Raw genomic sequence first — 22027 nt, forward strand, 5'->3', positions numbered from 1 at the left:
TAGCACATGCAGATCATCATTGAGGACGGGAAGGGCAGGCCAGGCGCGAATAGCTTCGTGCCGCTGGAGAAGCTGACCTTCTACCGCGACTATTACGGGTTCCAGATCCCTGAAGCAGAGGCTGACCAGGTCGAGCTGCTGTTGCGCGCTGCGGCCGACATCAATGGTCGCCAGTGGAAAGGGCGCAAGGCCAGGCCTGAACAGGCAATGGCCTGGCCTCGGCGTGACTGCAAGATCGAATACCAAACGCTTTCCGAGACATTCGTGCCCTTTGAGCTGGAATGGGGCCAGGTACGGCTGGCCGTCGAGCTATACGCTGCCGAACATGGCTTCCAGATCGAGGAGCCAACGCATTGCACTGAGCCCAATGGCCGGCGCACGCGGCTCAACCGAGATACGCAAGGGCTGCGCACGCGGCCGCCGCCATACGCACCGAGCAGGACGCAATTCGCCGATTACCTGGTCATGCGCGGGCTCTCGATAGTCCGATAAAACACAGAATTCAAACCAAACCGCCCAATGGGCGGTTTTTTATTGCCTGCAAAGCGGGCCGACCAAACCCAAGGGGTGCACCAAGTGGCAGACGAAAACCAGATTGATCTTGAAGACCCGGCAGTTCAGACCGCCATTGCTGCAGCTGTCGAGGCTGCGACCCTGGGCCTTAAGAACAAAAATACTGAGCTGCTTGGCTCGCTCCGGACCACCAAAACCGAACTCGACGGCTTCAAGTCCCAGTTTGAAGGCCTGGACATCGCAGCCGTGAAAGGGCTGCTGACGAAGGTTGGCCAGGATGAAGAGACCAAGCTGATTGCCGAGGGCAAGCTGGACGAGGTCATCACCCGCCGTACCGAGCGCCTGCGCACCGACTACGACACTAAGTTGGCCGCCGAGAAAGCCCGTGCCGACAAGGCCGAGCAGTTCGCTGCCAAGTACAGCGACAAGGTGCTGGCTGATTCAATCCGCGCTGCGGCCATCAAGGCCGGCGCGCTCCCCGAGGCTGCCGAGGACATCATCCTGCGCGCCCGGGGCACTTTCAAACTCAGTGAAGACGGCGAGGCGATTGCCACCGACCGTGACGGCGAGGTCGTTTACGGGAAGGACGGGAAAACCCCGCTGTCGCCGCTCGAATGGGCGGAGTCGCTGCGTGAAACAGCAACACACCTGTGGCCAAGGGCTCAGGGTGCCGGGCAGACCGGCGACAACGGTGGCAAGGCCACGAAAAAGTGGGGTGAGTACACGGAAACTGAGCGCGCTGCGATCGCCCGTGACAACCCCGAGCTCTTCAAGAAAATCCAGGCCACCAAAGGAACCTAATCCATGGCAACTACCCAACTGACCGACATCTTCGTCGGCGACTACTACGCCTCGCTGGCGCCGGTTAACAGCCCGGAAAAGACAGCTGTGTACGAGTCGGGCATTGTGACCCGCTCGCCTGTGCTGGATGCGATCGCCTCCGGCAGCCAGGGCACCGCCGAAATCAGCTACTGGCAGGATCTCAACGCTGATGAAGCACCCAACATCAGCAACGACGATCCGAACGACCAGGGCGAAGTCGGCAAAGTAACCCAGGACAGCATGCGTGCTCGGGTCCTGTACCTCAACAAAGGTTACGGCGTGGCTGACCTGACGGCTGAACTGGCCAACAGCGAGCCTCAGCAGCAGATCCGCAACCGTTTCGGCACCTACTGGACCCGCCAGTGGCAGCGTTACACCCTGGGCGCGGCTCGCGGCATCATCGCCTCGAACATCGCGAACAACGGCGGTGACATGGTCATCGACGCGGGCGCGACCATCAGTGCGAATGCCTTCCAGGATGCTGCGTTCACCGCCGGCGATGCCGCTGACCAGTTCGGCGCGATCGGCGTGCACTCGGTGGTGATGAACCAGATGGTTAAGCAGGACCTCATCGAGTACCTGCGCGACTCCGACGGCAAGATCATCCTGGCCACCTACCTCGGCAAGCCAGTCTTCATGGACGACGCCCTGGTGTATGGCGCTGGCAAGTACCTGTCCGTGTTCTTCGGCCAAGGTGCTTTCGGCTACGGCGAAGGAACTCCCAAGGTGCCGGTAGAGCTGGAGCGTAAGCCAGGCGGCGGTAACGGCGGTGGTGCCGAGGTGCTGTGGGAGCGGAAGACCTACATCCTTCAGCCCGCGGGTTTCAGCTGGAAGGGTTCCGAGGCTCAGAACCTCAGCCCGACCGCCACTCAATACGCCGCTGCTGCGAACTGGCAGCGCGTGTTCAGCCGCAAGCAGGTTCCGTTCGCCGCCGTCATCAGCGGTACCACCACGCCGTAATCCGGCCCCCACAACCTGGCGTCTTTATATGGGCGCCGGGGTGCTTTTGAGGTGACTCATGAAAGTGATCTACACGGACAAGCCGGGCAAAGAGCGCGGCGTGTGCTACCGCCTGCTGAGCGAATTCTTCGGCGTCATCGGCTCCGCGACAGAGGTGGTCGTTGATGGCGATGCACCGGATATCTTCGATGCTTACCAGGTGGCCGGCATCAAGGTTTCCGATGACAAGGAACAGGAAGCCCCTGAAACCGACCCTCTCAAAATGAAGGTCCCAGAGCTGAAAGAGTGGCTGACCGAAAAGGGCATTGCTTTCGACCCGTCCGCCAAGAAAGAAGACCTGCAGGCCCTGGTGCCAGCGGAATAAGGACAAGCATATGACCGACTTCATCACCGTTGCCGATGTTGACGCCCAGCTCGGTCCTGACTGGGCCGGCACCGGTGATCCGGTCCTTGCTGTGACCATGGCAAACGCCTGGCTCACAGCCAAGATTAAGCGGGCTGTTCCTGATCCGGTTCCGGCCGAGATCAAAACAGCCGGCGCCCAGGTTGCCAAAGAGGCGGCTGCGGGCAAGTTGTACACGGCCACGCAGAAGGAAGTGCAGAGCAAGACGGTCTCGGCTCAGTCCGGTACGTCCGTGAGTAAGACCTACGTGGCGGGCTCTACCGATCAGTCGGCGGGCGTCAACTTCGCCCTGGCCTTGCTGGAGCCGTGGATCAAGCGCTCCGGCGTGATGATGTTGAAGAGGATCTGACCGTGGGCATGCGCGAAGAGATCCAGGCTGAATTAGCCGAGTCGTTCGACGACCCTGATGGGCTGGCCGACGCTGTCAAGCCCGTCACAGGCGTGCGCAAGGTCGCGGGCGAGTATGACCCCGACTTGGGTGGCGAAACGCCGCAGACTACGGTGACGTACGCAGGGCGCGGTGTCCTTGGCAGCTACCTGTCCAAAGAAATCGACGGCTCCCTCATCCAGACCACCGACAAGAAGCTGCTGGTGCTGCAAAACGAGCTATTCCTGTTAGAGGGCGGTATGCCTACGGCGGTACCGGCAGCGCCGGCCATCGGCGATATCGTCAACGGGCTGCGGGTGATGAATGTGTCTGCGGACCCTGCTGATGCAACGTGGACGGCGCAACTGAGGAAATGACATGGCGAATAAATACGCGAGCATGAACGGCAGTTTCGCCGAGAATATCCGCGACTTCGCCGAGCGTGCCCAGGCCGGTATCGACGCAACTATCCGCGAGATCGTTATCGAGCTCGGCAGCAGCGTCATCCGCATGTCGCCCGTGGGCAATCCCGAAATCTGGGCTGCGAACGTTGCTCACCGCCAGACCAACACCCGCGCAGCCGACGACTACGACTTCAAGGTCGCGGTTCGCAACACGATCATCAACCTCAACGAATCGAACTTCACTAAGGCCGGCAAGCTGCGGCGCGGGATCAAGTACGCCAAACCCCTGACAAAGACCGAGCGCGACCAGAACTTCAATGTGAATGGCCTGGTGACGGGCAAGGATTACGTCGGCGGGAGGTTCCGTGGGAATTGGCAGTTTTCCATCGGCACACCCGCAGAAGGCACGATTGATCAGGTCGACCCGGCTGGCGGAGTGACTCTGGCCAAGCTTAAGCTGCAGGTGGAGTCGCTCACAGCAGGCCAAACTGCCTATATCGTGAACAACTTGCCCTACGCAATCCCGCTTGAGTACGGTCACTCGACCCAAGCACCCGGCGGCATGGTCCGAATCACTCTGGCCCGCTTCCAGCAGATCGTCGACGAAGCCACAAGGAACAACCAGGTATGAGCCACGCCATCATTGCTTCCATTTACGAGGCCAAGTTGATTGCCTGGAGCAAGGCCCGGACGGAGCCGATCAAGGTGGTGTTCGAGAATGTCCAATATGATCCGGCGGACGGCGAGACCTATCTGCGAGCGTTCATGCTCCCAGGCGACACCGAGAGCAGCACGCTCGCTGGCGACCATCGGGCGTTCATCGGCGTCTACCAGGTCAGCATTGTGGCACCGGCCGGCACCGGCAAGACCAAGACGAACCCACTTGTGGCCGAGTTGACCACGCTATTCCCGCTTTATTCGCGAGACACAAAGGCAGGCCTTACCGTCGTGACGATGTCGCCAGTTGATCCTGGCCCAGGCATCACAGACCCGCCTACATACACGGTGCCGGTGTCGTTCGAGTACCGAGCCGACACCGCATGATCCTAAACGGTAGACTCCCTTCATGAATTGGTTTGGGAATACCTGCGATGGACGAAATCAGGAAGCAGCGGCTTCAATATCTAAGTGAGTGGGTAGAGGACCACTGCTATAGGAATCGCGAAGAAATCGGCTTGAGCGAGCGGTGCTTATGCGTCGGATGCGGTCTTTGGCTTGTACCCACTGAAATTATAAAGTGGTACGAGGATAAGCATGCCTGCTGTCCAGGCTGTGGCCTTACCGGTGTGGTCGTAGGTTCGAAATCCGGTATCCCTTTGGACGAGGTCCGAAGCAATATGAAAGTCGATTAGCAACAAACAACATTTAGCCCGTTGGGCAAACCCCGAAACCCGCCTCTGTGCGGGTTTTGTCATTTCTGAAAAGAGGAAACACCCATGGCCGTCTTTCTGCCGAATGGCTCTACCGTCGTGGTCGCATCCGGCTACGGCAATCCAATCGTCGTCACCGCGATCACCAATGCTCTCGAAGCGTCCGTGTCGGCGGCGGCTCACGGCCTAAAGGCGGGCGATTTCGTTGAGGTAACTTCTGGTTGGGCGCGGTTGAACAATCGCGTACTGCGTGTGAAAACCGCTACCGCTGACGCGTTTGTCCTTGAAAAGGCAAACACGCTCAACGTTGCGCGCTATGTCGTGGGCGGCGGCGCTGGGTCTGTGCGCAAGATTACGGACTGGGTGCCCGTCAGCCAGGTGACTGAATCCGCGAAGTCCGGTGGTGATCAGCAGAACGCAACCTACTCCTTTCTGGAAGAGGATGACGAGCATCAGATCCCGACGACTAAGTCGGCGATCTCGTTCACGCTGACTCTGGCAGACGACCCCGATCTGCCGCACAACGACGTGCTGATTGAGGCGGATGACGACAAGAAGCCTCGGGCCGTCAAGGTAAATCTCGCCGCTGGCGGCTGCATTGTCTACAACGCTTATGCCTCGTTCGACAACGTGCCGTCCCTCAACAAGAACAACATCATGACCGTGACCGCAGTGTTTGCGGTCGTCGCCAAATTCATTCGCTACGCGTCGTAAAGGAAGGGCTCATGGCCAAGTTCAAATTGATCCAGAAGCCTACCTTCAAGGCGCCGGTGATGATCCAGCGCGCCGGTTATAGCGCTGAGAAGGTGGAGTTTGAGTTCAAGTACCTGGACCGTACCGCACTGGCTGAGCTGTACACCGGCTGGAACGAGCGGCACGACGAGCTGGGCAAGCAGGTAGGTGATATGGACCTCAAGGCATTCACGGCTGCTCAGATCGATCTGCAGGCCGACCAGTTGCTTGATGTCGTCGTCGGCTGGGATATCGAGGAGAAGTTCACGCCTGAAAACGTACGCATCCTCGTCAACTCGATCAACTCGGCACCCAAGGCCGTGCTGAATGCCTACGCCGAAGCTTTCAATGAGGCCCGCCTGGGAAACTCCTAAGCGCTGCACGCGCGCTCTATGAGCCGACACTGGATGGCACGGATGCCTTCGGCTTTACTGCGGACGACTACGCCACAGAGGTAGGCATCTGGCCCGACAACTGGGAGGCCTTCAAAGTCTTCGAGGCCATGAGCACCCAGTGGCGTACAGGCGCGTGCGGCGCCACCGGCATGGACTACAGCGTTCTCCCCGGTGTGATTCGGATGTGTGGCGTACCGATCAGTCAGCGACAAACCATTTTCAGCGACTTCCGGCGGATGGAGGCTGAAGCCCTGCAGGTGATGGCGGAACAGAGAGAAAACAAATGAGCACCAATTTCGCTTCCCTGGGTATTGCGGTCGAGTCGTCGCAGGCCGCAAAGGCTGCAGATGATCTGGATAAGCTGGTCGATTCCGCTGAAGGTGCTCAGAAGGCCATTGATGACCTGGGCAAAACAGGCGAAGGCCTGGCCAATACCGGTAAAAAGGTTTCCCGGGCAGAAGCGGACGTTGCGCAAAGCATCGATAAATCGACGGCTGCGAGGGACCGTCAAGCCCGGGCAAGCCGCAAGGCAGCCGACAGCGCAGTAGCTGAGATCAATGTCATCAGCCAACTCGACAAGGCGATGACCGGCAACATTACCAGCATGGAGTCACTGATCCAGGCCGAGGGCTTGCTCGAGCGTGCCAAGAAGGGTGGACTGGTAACGATAGAGGACCAGGTTAAGTATCAGGACCAACTGGGGAAGGCCCACGACAGGCTTGAAAAGGCCGAGGCTAAAGAGCTAGCGCAAAAGCAGCGTTCAATAGAGGCTGAAGGCCGACGGATCGACGCGCTTAAGCGCACCGTGAATGGAATCGACCCCCTAACCTCCAAGCTGGCAAAGCTTGAAGAGCGTGAGCGAGCCCTCAACGAACTACATAAACTCGGCGAGACCGACGCAAATCGCTACAACGAAGCTTTAGCGAAAATCGGCAAAGATCGTGCCGGGCTGACTGCAGCGGAGACAGCATTCGATAAGTTGAAGCTTGGCACTCGCCAAGCTCAAGAAAACGTAATGCAGCTCGCCAACGCTCTGCAATCGGGCGACCTGGGGAGTGGTGCGAGAGCCATCGCCCAGCTTGGGGCTGGAGCGGGTGCTTCGGCGAAGAGCATGGCGGGACTGCTCATACCATCTGGCTTGCTTGTTGCGGTCCTTGGATCGCTCGCATACGCATATCTCGACGCCATGAAGCAGGCTCGCGAGTTCAATGCCGCTATCAATGGCGGCACCAACGGTGCCGGCCAGACAATTTCCAGCCTGAAGGATATGGCCGACGGCGCTGGGCGTGTCACAGGGAACCTCTCTGGTGCGCGAGAGGCCATTGTGTCGCTTGCATCGGGGGCCGCCACAAGCGGCACGCAGATGCGAAACCTGGCTGAGGCTGCGGCGGCGATCAGTGAGATCACGGGGCAGGGGGCTGGTGAGCTTGCAAAGTCGTTCGCCACTGCTGGTGATACAGCGACGGAGGCCGCAGGAAAGATCAGCAGCCAGTACGGGCTGATCACTCTCGAGCAGTATCAGGTGATCAAGGGCATTGACGATCAGGGCGATCACCAGCGCGCACTTAATGTTCTGAGCGGGAACTTGAACGATACTGCGCTAGAGCGCCTCAAAGCCTATCGCGGCTCTCTTTCCGATATTGAGCGAGACTGGGATGACATCGGGAACGCGACAAAACGTGCATATTCCTACATCCGGTCGGAAGCGTTCCCAGACCTCGCGAAACAGATAGAGCTAACCCAGCGCGTGCTTGATACCCGCAAGGCAGGTGGGCTCTCCGGTGCTGTATCGACGGGGCTGGGCAAAGTGAGCACGGCATTTGACTCGCTTCTGGGGTTAAAGGACACCGACTCCACTGAGGCGCTGGAGAAGAAGCTCGCGAACCTGAAAGCCAGGCAAGCAGCCAGCGCCAATCTGGCAATCACCACTGGCGAGAACACCGACGCAAACCAGAAAGCTATTAAGGTCCAAAAAGAACTGGATGCGCAGTTGGATGCCATTAACCCTCTAAACAAGCGCGCTGCAGGGCTGGACGAACTCAACGATAAATTCAAAACGCTCTACGAAAACGCTGAGAGAACCGGCCAAAAGTCAAAGCTTCTGGAGGGAGTCGATTTTGACGGTAAAAAGTTCTCAGGGGGTGCTTACGACACCTTGCTGAAAGGGCTCAACGACAAAAATAAAGATCCCAAAACCGCCGGCTCACAAGTCGACCTCACCAGCTTCAACAATGCCAAAAACAACCTTTCCGACATCGTCAATGAATACCGGAATGCCCAGAAGGAACTGGAGGCCCAGCAGAAGGCTGGTGTGGTTTCGCTGTCGGACTATGCCAAGCAACGGTCGGCCCTGATCAACCAGGAAAAGGACGATGTCACCGCGGCGTACCAGGCTGAGATCGATGCCTTGGAAGCGGCGAAAGGCAAGAAGACCACGACGGCGGCGCAGAGCATCCAGCTTGATCAGAAGATTGCTGATGCCCGGCAGGGGATGGTTAAGGCCCAGAAGGACGCTGACAGCCAGCTGACCGTCATTGCAACGAACGAGAAGGGGAGACTGGAGCAACTGACGGTCGCTTCGGAGGCTTACGTCAACCAGCTTGAGCGTCAGCGTTCCGCGCTGGAAGCTGCTGGCTCCCGCGCAGCAAACGGGCTTGGCCTGGGAGACCGTCAAGCGGCACTGCAAGCGAGCCTCGACGCGACCACGGACAAGTTCAACGACGAGCGCGCCAAGCTGCTGGATCGCCGCAAGACAGCGCCTGACAAGTACAGCCAGAAAGACTACTTGCGGGACCTGGCCAACCTGGAAGATGCGGAAAGGAAGTACCGAGACACTGTTGTCGATAACTACGACAAGATTTCGGAGGCCCAGGGTGATTGGCGTAGCGGGGCCTCATCGGCTTTCCAGAACTATCTGCAGTCTGCCAACGATGTGGCTGGCCAGACCAAGAGCCTGTTCACCAATGCCTTTTCCAGCATGGAGGATGCGGTCGCGAATTTCGCTGTCACCGGCAAACTTTCGTTCTCTGATTTCACCAAGTCGATCATCGCCGATATGGCGCGGATCGCTACGCGGCAGGCTGCATCAGGACTGCTTTCGAGCTTGGCAGGCAGTGCTCTTGGGGCGTACTTCGGTGGCGGTGCGGCTGCTGGCGCTACCAGCTTCGGGTCAGACATTGGTGGTGCAATCACTGCCAATGCCAAGGGCGGTGTGTACGACTCGCCAAGCTTGTCCAGCTTCAGCAACCAGGTGCACGACAAGCCGCAGATGTTCGCATTCGCTAAGGGTGCGGGCATCTTCGCCGAGGCCGGGCCGGAGGCGATCATGCCGCTGACCAGGACAGCCGGCGGTGAGCTTGGTGTCCGCGCACTGGGCGGTGGCGGCGGGGGAGGCGCTGGCAACACCTACAACTTCCCTGTCTCGGTTTCCGTGCAGACGGCGGGCGATGGCGGCAATGCCACGCAGGAAGACACCTCCCAGGCCGGAAGGAATATCCAGCAGGCCACCAAAGCCGAAGCCGAGGCAGCCATTGCGCGCGGTGTACAGCCTGGCGGCGCAATCTGGCGAGCTATCAACGGAAGGTAACCATGGCGATTGAAACGTTCACCTGGGCCACCCAGAGCGGGGAGGCGCCCGATATTACCTATCGGGTGCGCACCTCGCAGTTTGGGGACGGCTACAAACAAGAGGTCGGGGATGGGATCAACAATAAAGTCGATGCCTATCCGATCACTCACACGGGCAACACAGCGACAGCGCTGGCCATGATGGCCTTCTTCGACCGTCACAAGGGCGCCAAGGCTTTCTTGTGGGCCACTCCCCTGGGCCAGGTCGGCCTGTTCACATGCAAGAACCCAACCCCTACGCCCATGGGCGGGGGCGTATTCAAAGTGACAGCGACGTTCGAGCGCGCTTTCCACCCGTAAAGGTCAATCCATGTCGCTGATCAATGCTATCCAGACTCTTGAGCCTGGCAACGAAGTCATGCTGTTCGAACTGGACGGCAGTGATTACGGCGCCGATGTTCTGCGCTTCCATGGGCATGCGATCCCGCATACACCCGCCGAACTGATGGCCGCCGGCGCAAGCGCCGACCAACTGCCGGCCAAGTCGATTTGGTGGAAGGGCGAAGAGTACGGCGCCTGGCCGATGCAGTACGAGGGCAGCGAGGCGAACGGCGACGGCACTGCGGTAAGGCCGAAGCTGTCGGTCGGAAACGTCAACGGGCGCATCACAGCCCTGTGCTTGGCCTTTGAGGATCTGCTCGAGTTCAAGCTGACCATCCGCAATACGCTGGCCGAGTACTTGGATGCCGTGAACTTCGAAGGCGGCAACCCCACGGCCGACCCCACCCAGGAATCGATCGAGGTCTGGTATGTCGACCAGAAGACCAACGAGGACGGCGAGTCGGTCAGCTGGGACTTGGCCAGCCCGGGCGACGTCGGCGGCGAAACCATCGGTCGGCAGATGACCACTCTGTGCCACTGGTGCCTGACAGGGGGTTACAGAGGCCCAAACTGTGGCTACACCGGCCCCTACGTCACGAAGGACGGGGTCGTTACTGACAACCCTGAACTGGACGTGTGCGACGCCACTCTTGGCAAGGGATGTATCCCGCGCTTCGGTGAGGGCAACCCTTTGCCATTTGGCGGTTTCCCCGCCGTTTCCTTGATCGCTCGGAGCTGACCATGCGCAAACACATCATTGCGGCTATCCAGGCGCATGCGGCTGCCGATTACCCGAAGGAGTGCTGCGGCCTGGTGCTGGCCGTCGGGCGAGCGCAGAAGTACATCCCGTGCCGGAACATCGCCACCGAGCCGAACGAAGAGTTCAGGTTGGAACCAGAGGACTACGCTGCGGCGGAAGACCAGGGTCAGGTCATCGGTATCGTGCATTCGCATCCGGACGCCACCAGCAGGCCGTCTTCGCGTGATCTGGCGATGTGCGAGGCTACGGCATTGCCATGGCACATTCTGTCGTGGCCAGAGGGCGACCTGCGAACGATCACTCCAGCGGGCAACACGCCGCTGCTCAAGCGCCCATTTGTACACGGCGCCTGGGACTGCTGGCAGGTCTGCGCTGATTGGTATCAGCGCGAGTGGGGCCTTGAATTTGAAACCTTCAAACGCGCCGATGGCTGGTGGGAGAGCGCGGAAAGCACAAGCCTGTATGAGGCGAACTATGCCGCTGCCGGCTTTGAGCAGGTCGATACGCCGCAGCGCGGCGACATGATCGTGATGGAGGTAGGCCGCACGGCTCACCCTAACCACGCCGGGATCTACCTTGGCACTGACCCGGCGCTACCCGGCGAGGACTCCGGCGTGTTCGGCCATGGGCCATTCGTCCTGCACCACCTGTACGGCCGGCCGTCAGAGGTGATCGTCTACGGCGGCCCATGGCTGCAGCGCACACGTTTAATTCTTAGACACAAGGAGGCCAGATGAGCGCCATCGTTTATTCGCCGATGACCACCATCAAGCTTTCGGGTTCGCTGGCTCAGAAGTTCGGCAGGCTGCATAGGCGCCAGGTTGCTTCGGGCGATACCTGGGAGGTGTTCAGGGCGTTGAAGGCCACCATCGACGGGTTCGAGGCTGAGATCCGCCGCCTTGATCGCCTGGGACTTCGCTTTGCCATCTTCCGCAACAGGAAAAACGTCGGGCCGGATGAGTTCGGCATGGGCGGGGCCAGGGAGATCAGGATTGTTCCGGTGATCGAGGGCAGCAAGCGCGGCGGCATTTTGCAGATTGTGCTGGGCGTCGTGCTGATCGCAGCCAGCTACTTCGGCGCGCCTACAGCACCCGCGGGTATCGCGCTGCTAGCAGGGGGCGTAATCCAGATGCTCAGCCCACAGGCCGCCGGCCTCAAGCAGAGTGCTTCGCCGGAAAACATGCCCAGCTACGCATTCGGCAGCGCGAAGAACACCACGGCCAGCGGCAATCCTGTCCCGATCTGCATTGGTGAGCGCCGGTGGGGTGGCGCAATCATCTCGGCATCGATCTACGCCGAAGACAAAACGTAGGCGCAACGCACCAAACAAGCCGGCCATGAGCCGGTTTTTTATTACCTGGAGGAAAGCATGGGCGCAGCACAAAAGCTGGATATTCATGGCGCCAAGGGTGGCGAGAGCAAGCCAAACTCGCCTGTAGAGTCACCCGACAGTCTGCGCTCGACCAACGTAGCCAAAATCCTGATCGCCGTGGGCGAAGGTGAGTTCGACGGGACGCCAACCGCGCGCGACATTTTTCTCGACAACACGCCTATTCAGGATGCCAGCGGCAATTTCAATTTCACCAACGTCAAGTGGGACTGGCGACCGGGCTCCGTTGAGCAGACCTACATTCCAGGCATCCCATCTGTCGACAACGAAACCTCCCTGAATATTGAGTTGCGCAGCGGCACCCCGTGGGTCCAGTCGCTGACCAATCTTCAGCTGTCGGCAGCACGTATCCGCCTGGCTACGCCTCGACTGGCGAGCCAGGACGGTGAAGGCAACATCAACGGGTACACCATCCAATATGCGGTTGACGTAGCTACCGACGGTGGCGCCTATCAAGAAGTGCTTATCGGCGCGATGTCGGGCAAGACAACCACCCGCTACGAGCGATCACTGCCTATCAAGCTGCCTCCTGCAGCGAGTGGCTGGCTCATTCGCGTTCGGCGGATCACGCCAAACCAGAACACTGACAAGATAGCCGACTCCCTTTTCATTGCAGGTTACACGCAGGTCATCGACGAGAAGCTGCGCTACCCCAATACGGCGCTACTTTTCGTCGAGTTCGACGCCGAGCAGTTCACCAATATCCCGGCTGTCACGGTCAAGTGCAAGGCTCGGCGCTGGCAGGTGCCGAGCAACTATGACCCCGTTGCCCGCACGTACTCGGGCGCCTGGGACGGCACCATGAAGGAGGCCTGGACCAATAATCCGGCCTGGGTCACCTACGGAATTTGCACCCAGGACCGTTTCGGCCTGGGCCGCCGTATTAAGCCATGGATGGTGGACAAGTGGGAGTTGTACCGCATTGCGCAGTACTGCGATCAGTTGGTGCCAAATGGTGCTGATGGCGTTGAGCCGCGCTTCCTGTGCGACATGAACCTGCAGGGCAAGGCCGATGCTTGGTCACTGTTGCGCGACATCGCCGGTATTTACCGCGGCATGACGTATTGGGCGCAGGGCCAGCTGGTCATGCAGGCTGATATACCTCGGGCGCAGGACATTGACTACGTCTTCACCCGGTCCAACGTCATCGACGGCAAAATCTCGTACGGCAGCGCATCGGCGAAGACTCGCTTTACCCGCTGCCTGGTCAGCTACGACAACCCACTGAACAATTACGACACAGACGTCACAGTTTATTCAGACCTGCCGCTCCAGCGCCGCCTGGGCGACAAACCGACGGAAATCAGCGCCATCGGCTGCACTCGGGCATCCGAGGCCCAGCGCCGAGCTAAATGGCTGGTGCTGAGCAACAACCAAGACCGCACCATCAGTTTCAGGACCGGCATGGAAGGCCGAATCCCGCTGCCAGGCTTCATCATTCCCGTGGCTGACTCGCTTCTGGCTGGCCGGGAAATCGGTGGGCGCATCGCGGCGGCGGCGGGGAAGGTCATCAGCTTGGACCGCGACACTCTGGTCAAGGCCGGTGACCGGCTAGTTATCAACCTTCCCGGCGGGCGAGCGGAAGGGCGCACCGTGGAAAGCGTGAGCGGCCGCAACGTAACCGTGACCGTTGCCTACAGCGAGGCGCCGGCTGCACAGCTTCAGTGGGCAATCGACGCTGACGACCTGGCGATCCCTCTGTATCGAGTAATGCGGACCGCACGGACGCCTGAAGGCGACTACGACATCAGCGCCTTGCAATATGAGCCTGGCAAGTTCGCCAGCATCGACACAGGTGCGCGCCTGGAAGAGCGCCCGATCAGCGTGATACCGATCACCGTGGTTCCGGCACCGGCCAGCGTCACCCTGACATCAAGCTACGCCGTGAATCAGGGCATCGCGATCAGCACCATGAACATCTCGTGGCCAGCCGTCACCGGCGCCGTCGCGTACGACGTGGAGTGGCGTAAGGACAGCGGCAACTGGATCAAGGTGCAGCGCACTGGTTCGACCAGCGTCGATGTCACCGGCATCTATTCGGGCGCCTACCTGGCTCGGGTGCGCGCGGTGAGTGCCTTTGAAATTTCCTCAGTCTGGAAGAGTTCGAACCTCACCAACCTGCAAGGCAAAACTGGCCTGCCGCCGGCGGTGTCGTTCCTGCGCACCACCAGCCTGGTATACGGCATAGGTATTCAGTGGGGGTTCCCGCCGGGCGCCGAAGACACTCAGAGAACCGAACTGTGGTACAGCCAGTCACCTGACCTCACAACTGCGATAAAGCTGAGCGACTTCAGCTACCCGCAGGCCAAGCACGAGATGCAAAACATCCTCGCGGGTGGGAGCCTTTATTTCTGGGCTCGTCTCGTGGACCGCACCGGCAACGTCGGGCCGTTCTGGCCGATCCCTGGCGCAGTGAATGGCCGTGCTAGCTCTGATCAGACCGAGTACGACAAGTACTTCGCCGAGAAGATCGGCAAGGGGGCGCTGTACCAGAGCCTGCGTGCGGAGATCGATCTGATCACTGGCGACGGCCCCGGCTCGGTCAATGACCGATTGGATAAGGCCAAGCAGGAGTTGGAAGAACTTATATCTGAAGTGGTCGACGCTCTGGAATACGTGCCGAGCAAAACCTACGTCAAGGGCGATATGGTTCGCGTGGTTCAGCAGCTATTCCAGGCGACAACCGCAGTCCCTGTCAATACGACGCCGCCTAACACCAAATACTGGTTCAACTTGGGCACCATCGCCGAAACCAATGCAGCTATGGCCTTGGAGATCAGCAAGAACAAGGCAGCTATCGAGGACGTGGACGGGAAGGTCACGGCCACCGCCGAGCGCCTGGACGGGGTGTACGCGCTTGTGAAGTCCGACTCAGCAGGCTCAGAGGAGGGGAGCGCTGGCGACAGCACTTCCTCCGCGGGAGCATGGTCTTTGATGTCTGTGATCGCAGAGCGTGATTTTGCGCAATCTGTACGCACAGACATTGTTGAGGCCAATGTCGCGAATAACGCGGCGAGCATTCTGGATGTGTCTAGGGCAGCGGCTACGGCTACGACCGCAGTCGCAGAGCGAGTAACGACGCTAGGAGCAAAGGTCGACAGCAACGAAGCTGCGTTCAAATCCACAACAACCACGCTTGCCGCCACGGATCAGGCGCTTAGCGAGAGGATCGACACCGTGCAGGCTAGCTCGGGGCGAAATACAGCGGCCATTCAGGAGACGAACCAGGTTGTCGCCACCACCAATGGAAAGGTGTCGGCAATGGTCACTCTCAAGGCTCAGACAATAGTGGGCGGTAAGACGGTAACTTCCGGGTTTGCGTTTGGATCGGATGGAGAGCAGTCGGAGTTCCTCATATTCGCGCAGCGATTCGCGGTGGTCGATGAGGTAAGCGGTCAGTTGGTGCCGATGTTCGTGGTACAAAACAATCAGGTCGTCCTCAACCAAGCAATTATCAGCAAGGCGTTCATTCAGGAAATCATCTTGGGAATGACGCTGCGCTCGGAGTCCGTCGACTCCATAGGGCGACCACTGCTTGAAATCAACGTCAAGTCTGGGACATTCACGCTGCGCAGCGCCGGCACCGGTGGCTCCACGCTCCTCAATAACGACGGTCTCACGGTCTTCGATGCGAGTGGCGCTGATCGTGTCATGGTGGGGAGGCTTTTGCTATGACTTATGGCATGCGTGTAAAGGGGAGCGATGGACAGGTCCAGCTCGACGATAGCGCGCTCACTTGTCGAATTGTTTACGCCGAAACTGTAAGCCCCAATACCTGGGCTCCGGGCACTTCATATATCGACGTGCCCATTGCTGACATTACGCCCCAGAACTCTGTTGCCTTCTGTGTCCCCCTTGGACCAATAAACTACAACAGTGATCGTCAGCTTGAGCCTGAAGTGATAAATGGCGCTGCTCGGGTATGGAGGCGCATGAAAGGATATACGACAACAGCAAGTTGGATTTCATTGACGGCAATGACCTTAGTGGTAGTGAGGTTCAAATAAATGGCAGATTCCTACGGACTAATGTTTAAGGGGGCAGTCGATAACAGGGTGATTATCGATTCTGAGCGAACAAGGCTTTCTGTTATATGCAAGGGGAGATACAACAATAACTCTGGACTATTTGCAATAACCTCGTTTCCATTCACCATCACGTCGATCTTGCCGCCCTTTGTTTTCATTCGGCCAGATCCTGTATCGGGCCAAATAGGCATGTCTCGCGCCGAAGTTCTCGGAAGCGCTGGCGCATGGACGGGGTTTCAGATTAGGGCTTACGACAACTCAAGTGTACGGCCCAATGGTCAATATTTCGCGGCTGGGTTTGGTGCTGAAATCCTGAGCGATTACGGAATAAGGCTTCGAGATGGTTCCAGAAAGATTATTTTCGACACAGGCACGCCCACAGCGCTTTTCTCAAACTCAAATTCTACTTGGACTTTCACGGGGAGCGGCTCAACGGCTCAGGGTCAGAGTATTAACTTCTTCTCATCTCCTTTTGTCCTTTCAGATAATGAATACGTGCTTATAAATACAATGAGCATGCCTGTAACTAGGTCGCTTCAACAACAAAGCGACCTTCAGTTTATTTGGGATTACCCGAATAAGCGCATGATTGCGGCCGTTATTTACATTCCAGGATACAACACGACCTCTTTAGGTATATCGACGATGACCGCCAAGATGGTGGTATAGGGAGAACTTATGGCTAGGCAAGAAATTATCCTCGGTACTCCGCCACAAGGTCTAGGTGGTGATCCACCTCGGACTGCGAGCACGAAGATCAACGCTATGTCGACGGAGCTTTATGCGGCCCTCGGCGGAACGGGTGGAACTCTCCCTTCCGCCTTACCAGTTGCTAAGGGTGGCACTGGCGTGACTGACGGCCGCGCTATATTCGCGGAGGTAGGCGTTCGGGAAGCATCAGGCCGGTACAACATCCAAGGTTTGTATATGGGCTGGAATGCTGCCGGGCAGGGCGAGGGCCACTTCATTGTAAACAGAGGCAATGGTAACGGTGGCTTCTCTTGGCGCTCAGTAAATGCTGGCAATACCGCCGGTGGCCCAGCCATGACCTACTCTTATGATGGGATATTGGGCGTTACCACTGTATCCGCATCGGGCGTGGCAGTAGGTACGCTGGCTGTATGGAACGAGGTTTCAGTAGAGCTTCCGGTTCGTGGAATTCGTTGCCGCACTGGCGTGAGCGGGGCCTATACAGCCCAGTCCTATAATTTCAACTGGACTGGCTCCAACGTTGACGTGTACATCGGCGCAACGTACGTGGGCACCATGACACTGTTCGGCTCTGACTACCGCTTCAAGAAATACATCAAGGACGCGCCCGAGGCATCTTACCTGGACCGCATCGACGCTTACCGAATCGTCACCTACCAGCGCAAAAATTTCGGCGATGTTTTCAAAGGAGATAACGTCGTTTACCAAGGGCTGATCGCGCACGAGGCGCAGGAAGTCAATCCGCTTGCCGTTACCGGCGAAAAAGATGGCCTTGGCGACGATGGACAACCCCGCGTTCAGCAACTCGAACCGATGGCGCTGATCACGGACTTGATGGGAGCCGTAAAAGAATTGCGCGCAGAGCTCGCTGCGTTGAAGGCTGCACAGGCTTAAGCAGAGCCCGCCCACCCCAAACAAGCACACCGATACCGCCTTGAGCGGTTTTTTTTCGTCTGGAGAAAAGCTATGCCCATCACTGAGCAGCAGTTGCTGCAGATCCTCCCGAACGCCGGCCGCCAAGCCGGCGTTTTCGTTCCTGTGCTGAACACGGCTATGGGCCGCTATGGCATTGTCGGCAAGCTGCGCGTGGCCGCATTCATCGCCCAGGTCGGGCATGAGTCGGGGCAACTGCGCTACGTGCGCGAGATCTGGGGGCCCACAATCCAGCAGGCCGGCTATGAAGTTCGCGCCGATCTGGGCAACACCGTAAAGGGGGACGGTTCGAAGTACCGTGGCCGCGGCCTGATCCAGATCACAGGCCGGGCCAACTATGCTGCGTGCGGTGAAGCGATGGGTCTGGATCTGATCAACGAGCCCGAACTGCTCGAGCTGCCCCAGCACGCGGCGATGTCTGCGGCCTGGTTCTGGTCCACCAAGGGGCTCAACACGTTGGCGGATCAGGGTGAGTTCACGAAGATCACCCGCCGCATTAACGGTGGGCTCAACGGCCTGGAAGATCGCCTGCAATTGTGGGAGCGGGCGAAGAAGGTGCTGGCGTGACGCCGGTGCAGAAGCTGGCGAGCCTGGTGCTGCTGATCTTGGCGCTGATGGCCGGCGCCGCGGGCGTGACCTGGCAGGTGCAGGACTGGCGCATGGGAGAGAAGCTCGCCGAGCAGGCCGGCCTGCACAAGGATGATTTGGCAACGATCAGCAATGCCGCCGCCGCCCAGGCCCGCGCCGAGCAGGACAAGCGCCTGGCCACCGAGCAGCAACTCGCTGCCTCCGATCAACAACACACCAAGGAATTATCCGATGCCCAGCGCAACCAGGCTCTCCTGCGTGACCGTCTTGCTACTGCTGATGTGCGGATGTCAGTCCTCCTCAAGGATCCAGCCAGTGGCTGCAACGTGCCTGCCGCCGCCGGCGCCTTCAGCGTGGTTCATGCAGCCCGTCGAGCCCAACTTGACCCAGCGCATGCTCAAAGAATTGTCACCATCACTGATGACGGAGACAAGGCAGTGATCGCGCTACTAGCTTGTCAGTCATATGTCAACGCTGTGACACGCTAGTTAATGGACTCGATACCGGAATCGAAGGGGGACTCTGAAACCGACCTATGCACGATGGGAAAAACTTAAACTATCAAAAACGATTGATGTCATTAGGACATCGACCATCAGATCTCCATCGGGACCGGCTACCAGTGCCTAATCAATCGAAAGACCTTCATACGCGCGTGGATAACGCTGAGACTGGAGACATTACGTCCCCAGGAAAAAATATTTTCTTCGCTGCAGTCGGAACGACACGGATGCCCATGATCGTTACCGATCCTAACCTTCCCGACAACCCGATCATTTTTGCGAATGAAGCTTTTTTAGAGATGACTGGATATCAAGCTGATGAAATCTTCGGGAAAAATTGCCGATTCCTCCAAGGATTGGACACTGACGCCGAAACTGTCCTTGAAATTAAACGTGCGATTTCTGACGAAGACGATGTTTCTGTTGAGATCCTGAATTATCGCAAGGACGGCTCAACCTTCTGGAATGCATTATTCATATCGCCCGTATACAACGATGCTGGGACTTTGATGTACTTTTTTGCATCCCAGCTCGACGTCAGTCGACGTCGGGATGCAGAGGACGCTCTTCGTCAAGCTCATAAGATGGAAGCTCTAGGTCAATTAACTGGAGGGATAGCTCACGACTTCAATAATTTGCTACAGGTAATTGGTGGATACGTAGAAATGATCGAGAGAGGAATTAAGCGTCCTACGCTCGATGTACACAGAGTTTCAAAAAGCTTAGAAATGACAAAAAATGCCGTTGAGAGAGCTTCTACACTAACCCAACAGTTACTTGCTTTCTCACGAAAGCAAAAGCTGCAAGGTAGAGTTGTTAATCTGAACAATTTTGTACGGTTTTCCAAGTCGACTGCGGATCGTTTGATGGGGATTGGCTATGAGTTCAACACAGACTTGGAAAGTGTCTTGTGGAATTGCCGCATAGATCCTGTTCAGGCTGAGCTCTCAATTCTGAATATTATTGTTAATGCAAGAGATGCACTTTTAGGCAGAAATCTTCCCGCTATCTCTATCGAGACAAGAAATGTTGAGGTTCGCGACCTCTCGGTAATGTCACACGATGGGTTGATGCCAGGACGTTATGTTTCATTCGCTGTGACCGACAATGGCTGCGGCATGCCTCCGAGTGTACTCGCTAGAGTAATGGATCCATTTTTCACTACAAAGGATGAAGGGAAGGGTACAGGCTTAGGGTTGTCCATGGTATATGGATTTGCAAAACAGTCCGGTGGCGTTGTGAGAATTTATTCTGAAGAAAACCTTGGAACAACCTTACGACTCTACTTTCCAGCAGATGATGCCGAAGAAAGCACTTTTGAAGATGTCAAGATTTCCGAGGCTAAATCTGGGAGCGAGCGAATTTTGATAGTCGAGGACAGGCCCGACGTCGCGGAGCTTGCACGTATGACGCTCGAGGATTACGGATATATTACCGTAGTCACTTCAGGGGCTGCCGAAGCTCTAGAAGTATTGAGCGATGATTCTAAGTTTGACTTGTTATATTCTGACGTGATTATGCCTGGTGGCATGAATGGGGTGATGCTTGCTCGTGAGGTAAAAAAGCTTTATCCGGATATGAAAATTCTGCTTACCACTGGATATGCGGAAAGCGCTATTGAACGTACTGATATAGGTGGGGCTGAATTTGAAGTGTTGTCCAAGCCTTGTCTTCCTAATGTCTTGGCTAAGCGTATTAGGTACGTTCTTGATGGGCCCAATGGAGTTAGTTGAAAACGATAGCGCTTTGAATATTTTAATGGTCTGATCTAATGCCGTCGAGGATTGTTCAGTTCTGAATAGGTGCTAATACGGGCTTGTTGGGCTAAAAAGCAGTTAATATTATTGTCGTTTAGGCGTTAACCGTTGAGTGGGAATGAAACGGAAAATTCAGAGCCGGCTGGCAAATTTTTATAACTTAGATGTCCTTTGATGTCTTGAACAAAAGATTCAATGAGCTTTGCACCTAGCCTATTTGGTTTGTTTGATAGCTTACCTTCTGGTAAGCCTTTCCCGTTGTCGGACACTTTAATTGTGGCGATGTTTTTTTCTCTTGTTAGGCTGACATATATCCTTCCGTTTTTTTGTTCGTCGTGAAATGCGTGTTTTATCGCATTTAGAATCAGTTCTATCATTAGAAGTGCAAGGGAAGCGCACATTTCTGATGAGGTTGTTATGCTTTCTGAGTGGTCCATCGCTAATTTGATATTGTTGTCTTCGATAAATACCTGGCCGAAAATTTCAATTATTTCACTCAAGAACGCAGTAACATCAAGTTCTGCTTGAAGACTTTGAGAAATGGCGAACAGTTTTTGATGCACAAGAGACATACTTCGGAGGCGCTCGAGTGCGTCTGTAGTGATTTTTCTTGCTGTAGGCTCATTGATGGCGCGAATCTTTACTGACAAAATGCCTTCTAAAATTTGAAATGTGTTCATCACCCTGTGACTGACTTCTCTAGTGGCGAGTTCGCTTCTTCGTAATTCATCGATAGTCGATTGTAGAGTACTATCCGCAACTGAGCGCTCAATCAGTATGCCGGTCGTACTTGCTAGTAACTCTATAATCTCCATGTCAGATGGTGTGGGTAGACGGTTATCCCGATGATAAACAGCATACGTGCCCACGATGATTCCGCGGGAGTCTGTTATTGGCTTTGACCAGCAAGCTGCAATACCATGTTCGATTGCGAGCTTCAAGAAAGGTGCCCACAATTGGTCGCTCGCCACGTCTCCAACGATAACCATGTCACCTGAATAGGCCGCGGTTCCGCAAGATGGTGAGTGTGGACCTATTTCAAATCCTTCAATCGCCTCAATATACCCTGCATCGAGGCCTGACGATGCTCCGTAACGGAGTGTTTTGCTGTCAGAATCTACTAGAAATACGGCTGATCGCCCTCTGAGATGTACACCTCCTAAAGCGGCGATTATCTTCAGCAGATCGCTCAGTGGAGCCCTAGACATTGCCATTTCGAGGACCTGCCGTTGGGCCAGCAGAAGGCTACGCCAGTCTGGTAAAGAAGGTGTCGATGAGCAGTCGATAACAGAGCTAATAGCTTTCTCCAAGTGCCGCAATCTGAATTTTCACGTTAAAAGATCACTTTGACGAACCCGCAAAATTATTCAAGTTGCAGGGCAAACGCCAAAAACCGCAGCAGGTTACACGTCATTCCTAGGCCTGTGAACAATCCAACCTAAA

The 22027-nt window shown here is 56.9% G+C and carries 23 protein-coding genes; 22 read left to right on the forward strand and 1 reads right to left on the reverse strand.

The genetic code is table 11. From position 1 onward, the window contains the following. Window positions 1–6 precede the first annotated feature (6 nt). The 22 genes from ABWL43_RS10235 to ABWL43_RS10340 all read left to right on the forward strand — a co-directional run bounded on the left by ABWL43_RS10235 (window position 7) and on the right by ABWL43_RS10340 (window position 20560). A complete protein-coding gene (locus ABWL43_RS10235; protein ID WP_404487588.1) occupies window positions 7–492 on the forward strand; it encodes a DnaT-like ssDNA-binding protein in 486 nt (161 codons plus the stop codon). Window positions 493–576: 84 nt separating this feature from the next. Next, complete coding sequence (locus ABWL43_RS10240) at window positions 577–1314, forward strand: hypothetical protein (protein WP_047280233.1); 738 nt, start codon at window positions 577–579, stop codon at window positions 1312–1314. A 3-nt stretch (window positions 1315–1317) separates the two neighbouring features. After that, window positions 1318–2295, forward strand: coding sequence for a major capsid protein (locus tag ABWL43_RS10245; RefSeq protein WP_057024398.1), 978 nt, complete (start codon window positions 1318–1320; stop codon window positions 2293–2295). A 58-nt stretch (window positions 2296–2353) separates the two neighbouring features. Next, window positions 2354–2659 (forward strand): HeH/LEM domain-containing protein, encoded by a 306-nt coding sequence (locus tag ABWL43_RS10250; protein ID WP_404487589.1) that lies wholly within the window; start codon window positions 2354–2356, stop codon window positions 2657–2659. A 10-nt stretch (window positions 2660–2669) separates the two neighbouring features. Next, complete coding sequence (locus ABWL43_RS10255) at window positions 2670–3047, forward strand: hypothetical protein (protein ID WP_404487590.1); 378 nt, start codon at window positions 2670–2672, stop codon at window positions 3045–3047. A 2-nt stretch (window positions 3048–3049) separates the two neighbouring features. After that, the gene (locus ABWL43_RS10260; protein WP_404487591.1) at window positions 3050–3442 is read left to right on the forward strand and encodes a hypothetical protein; all 393 of its coding nucleotides are present in this window, start codon (window positions 3050–3052) and stop codon (window positions 3440–3442) included. Between the two features lies 1 nt (window position 3443). Next, on the forward strand, window positions 3444–4100 hold the full coding sequence (locus ABWL43_RS10265; protein ID WP_404487592.1) for a hypothetical protein: 657 nt from the start codon (window positions 3444–3446) through the stop codon (window positions 4098–4100). Then, window positions 4097–4513, forward strand: a complete 417-nt coding sequence (locus ABWL43_RS10270) for a phage tail terminator-like protein (RefSeq protein WP_404487593.1) — start codon at window positions 4097–4099, stop codon at window positions 4511–4513. The genes ABWL43_RS10265 and ABWL43_RS10270 overlap by 4 nt, the downstream gene beginning before the upstream one ends. Window positions 4514–4905: 392 nt before the next feature. Then, window positions 4906–5553, forward strand: coding sequence for a phage tail protein (locus ABWL43_RS10275; RefSeq protein ID WP_242201017.1), 648 nt, complete (start codon window positions 4906–4908; stop codon window positions 5551–5553). A gap of 11 nt (window positions 5554–5564) precedes the next feature. Beyond that, window positions 5565–5945 (forward strand): phage tail assembly chaperone, encoded by a 381-nt coding sequence (locus ABWL43_RS10280; RefSeq protein ID WP_404487594.1) that lies wholly within the window; start codon window positions 5565–5567, stop codon window positions 5943–5945. 29 nt (window positions 5946–5974) lie between these two features. Beyond that, the gene (locus ABWL43_RS10285; RefSeq protein WP_404488386.1) at window positions 5975–6253 is read left to right on the forward strand and encodes a DUF1799 domain-containing protein; all 279 of its coding nucleotides are present in this window, start codon (window positions 5975–5977) and stop codon (window positions 6251–6253) included. Further along, on the forward strand, window positions 6250–9552 hold the full coding sequence (locus ABWL43_RS10290) for a phage tail tape measure protein (protein WP_404487595.1): 3303 nt from the start codon (window positions 6250–6252) through the stop codon (window positions 9550–9552). The genes ABWL43_RS10285 and ABWL43_RS10290 overlap by 4 nt, the downstream gene beginning before the upstream one ends. Window positions 9553–9554: 2 nt before the next feature. Next, window positions 9555–9893 (forward strand): phage tail protein, encoded by a 339-nt coding sequence (locus ABWL43_RS10295; protein WP_404487596.1) that lies wholly within the window; start codon window positions 9555–9557, stop codon window positions 9891–9893. 10 nt (window positions 9894–9903) lie between these two features. Further along, a complete protein-coding gene (locus tag ABWL43_RS10300) occupies window positions 9904–10653 on the forward strand; it encodes a phage minor tail protein L (protein ID WP_404487597.1) in 750 nt (249 codons plus the stop codon). Window positions 10654–10655: 2 nt separating this feature from the next. Next, on the forward strand, window positions 10656–11411 hold the full coding sequence (locus tag ABWL43_RS10305) for a C40 family peptidase (RefSeq protein WP_404487598.1): 756 nt from the start codon (window positions 10656–10658) through the stop codon (window positions 11409–11411). After that, window positions 11408–11986 (forward strand): tail assembly protein, encoded by a 579-nt coding sequence (locus tag ABWL43_RS10310; protein ID WP_404487599.1) that lies wholly within the window; start codon window positions 11408–11410, stop codon window positions 11984–11986. Before ABWL43_RS10305 ends, ABWL43_RS10310 begins: the two co-directional genes overlap by 4 nt. A gap of 57 nt (window positions 11987–12043) precedes the next feature. Next, window positions 12044–15739 (forward strand): phage tail protein, encoded by a 3696-nt coding sequence (locus ABWL43_RS10315; RefSeq protein ID WP_404487600.1) that lies wholly within the window; start codon window positions 12044–12046, stop codon window positions 15737–15739. Window positions 15740–16071: 332 nt separating this feature from the next. Further along, entirely contained in the window at window positions 16072–16761 is a 690-nt protein-coding gene (locus ABWL43_RS10320) for a hypothetical protein (RefSeq protein WP_404487601.1), read from the forward strand. A gap of 375 nt (window positions 16762–17136) precedes the next feature. Then, the gene (locus tag ABWL43_RS10325) at window positions 17137–17697 is read left to right on the forward strand and encodes a tail fiber domain-containing protein (RefSeq protein ID WP_404487602.1); all 561 of its coding nucleotides are present in this window, start codon (window positions 17137–17139) and stop codon (window positions 17695–17697) included. Window positions 17698–17769: 72 nt separating this feature from the next. Then, window positions 17770–18303 (forward strand): glycoside hydrolase family 19 protein, encoded by a 534-nt coding sequence (locus ABWL43_RS10330; protein WP_404487603.1) that lies wholly within the window; start codon window positions 17770–17772, stop codon window positions 18301–18303. Then, window positions 18300–18812, forward strand: coding sequence for a lysis system i-spanin subunit Rz (locus ABWL43_RS10335; RefSeq protein WP_404487604.1), 513 nt, complete (start codon window positions 18300–18302; stop codon window positions 18810–18812). Before ABWL43_RS10330 ends, ABWL43_RS10335 begins: the two co-directional genes overlap by 4 nt. An 86-nt stretch (window positions 18813–18898) precedes the next feature. After that, window positions 18899–20560 carry a histidine kinase famiy protein gene (locus ABWL43_RS10340; RefSeq protein ID WP_404488387.1) on the forward strand — a complete coding sequence of 554 codons (1662 nt, stop codon included), beginning with the start codon at window positions 18899–18901 and terminating at the stop codon, window positions 20558–20560. Window positions 20561–20685: 125 nt separating this feature from the next. Here the strand turns inward: ABWL43_RS10340 and ABWL43_RS10345 are convergent, their stop codons facing one another. Beyond that, a complete protein-coding gene (locus tag ABWL43_RS10345; protein ID WP_404487605.1) occupies window positions 20686–21894 on the reverse strand; it encodes a GAF domain-containing protein in 1209 nt (402 codons plus the stop codon). Between the last annotated feature and the right edge of the window lie 133 nt (window positions 21895–22027).

This window comes from Pseudomonas sp. HT11, assembly GCF_044875395.1.
Classification (GTDB): Bacteria; Pseudomonadota; Gammaproteobacteria; order Pseudomonadales; family Pseudomonadaceae; genus Aquipseudomonas.